Origin of the sequence: Paenarthrobacter sp. AR 02, from assembly GCF_021538675.1 — a bacterium.
GTDB lineage: Bacteria > Actinomycetota > Actinomycetes > Actinomycetales > Micrococcaceae > Arthrobacter.
Genome location: NZ_JAJUKH010000021.1, coordinates 1 through 1,398 on the forward strand (window position 1 = coordinate 1; position 1,398 = coordinate 1,398).

Annotated in this window: 2 protein-coding genes and 1 pseudogene; all 3 read right to left on the reverse strand. The window is 58.2% G+C overall.

Translation table 11 applies throughout. The features are described 5' to 3' along the window. Positions 1 to 812: IS3 family transposase (locus LRQ04_RS20480; protein ID WP_235522140.1), on the reverse strand; the 812-nt coding region annotated here is incomplete at its 3' end. A gap of 38 nt (positions 813 to 850) precedes the next feature. Beyond that, positions 851 to 1,177, reverse strand: a complete 327-nt coding sequence (locus LRQ04_RS20485) for a helix-turn-helix domain-containing protein (RefSeq protein WP_235522141.1) — start codon at positions 1,175 to 1,177, stop codon at positions 851 to 853. A gap of 12 nt (positions 1,178 to 1,189) precedes the next feature. Then, positions 1,190 to 1,339, reverse strand: a pseudogene (locus LRQ04_RS20835) (helix-turn-helix domain-containing protein); the annotation flags it as partial. Positions 1,340 to 1,398: the final 59 nt, after the last annotated feature.

A 1,398-nucleotide genomic window follows, 5' to 3' on the forward strand; every position in this document is an offset into this window, starting at 1 on the left:
TAGGCCGCGAGGGTCTGAGCACGGTATTCCACCGGGCTCAGGCCCTTTAGCTTTGTTGAGATTCTTTTGGTGTTGTACCAGTGGATGTAGTCGTGGAGCGCTGTTTCCAAGGCCTCGGTGTTGAGGAATCGGACGCGGTGGAACAGTTCTTCTTTGAGGTGTCCGAAGAAGTTCTCCATGACGGCGTTGTCGTAGCAGTTGGCTTTGCGTGACATCGATTGCACTGCGCCGGCATTGGCCAGAAGCGTGCGCCAGGAGTTGTGCTGGTATTGGAACCCTTGGTCGGAGTGGACGAGGGGCTTTTGTTCTTCTTTCAGCGTGGCTAATGCCTCACGCAGGGATGTGTTGGTCAGTTCCAGGTTCGGCGAGGTGCCGATCGCGTAGGAGATGATCTGACGGTCAAAGAGATCCATGATCGGTGAGAGGTAGAGCTTCCGATCACCGACGCTGAACTCGGTCACGTCCGTGACCCACTTCTGGTTCGGGGTATCGGCTTCGAACTGGCGCTTGAGCAGGTTCGGGGCCACCACGCCTTGCTCGCCGTAGTAGGAGTTGTAGCGTTTCTTGCGTCGGACCTTGCAGGTCAGCTGCAGGGCGCGCATGAGCTTCAGAACGGTCTTTTTGGCCACTGTCCAGCCATTCTTGACCAATTCACAGTGGATCCGGCGGTGTCCGTACCGGCCGTGGTTGTCTTCGAAAATCTCGCTGATCGCGGCTTTCAGGGACGCCCGTGGATCCGGGCCTTGGAGGCGGGCCTGGTGATAGAAGAATGTGGATCTGGCCAACCCCGCCACGTCCAGGAGAATGTCCATCCGGTGATCAGCCTTGAGGGCGATGACAGCGCGAACCCTCAGCGCCGTTCCTCGTCCCTCAAGGCTTTTACTTTTCCCAGGAACGCCACCTCGGCCCGCAACCGCTCGTTCTCGCGGCGCAGACGTTGCAGCTCCGATTCCGGTTCTACGGTGACCTCCGGGTTCTTCCGTGGCCTGCCTTTAGGCTTTGGGCGTAAGCCTTCCTCGCCCTGCTCCCGGTACCTTCCCGCCCATACGGTAAGCAGATGAGGTGAAGAAAGCCCGAGTTCCTTGGCCAGAACGACCCTATCCTCGCCGGCAAGGTACTTCTGCACGGCGCTGAGCTTGAATTCGAACGAAAACTGCCGTTTATCTGGTTTGGTCACCAGTGCAGTATCCCCGCGGACACGCCACATGTCATGCAACCGCCTGACAGATTTCCACCCCACGCCGAGATTCGTGGCCACAGCCTTAGCGCCCCAACCGCGTCCGAACAACACCACCGCGGCCGCACGCTGTTCCTCGGACAATGAACTGCTCTTAAACATCAAACTGCTCCCCGTAAGTCAGAACTGAATTTTCAGTCCAACTTTCGGGGAGCAGTTCA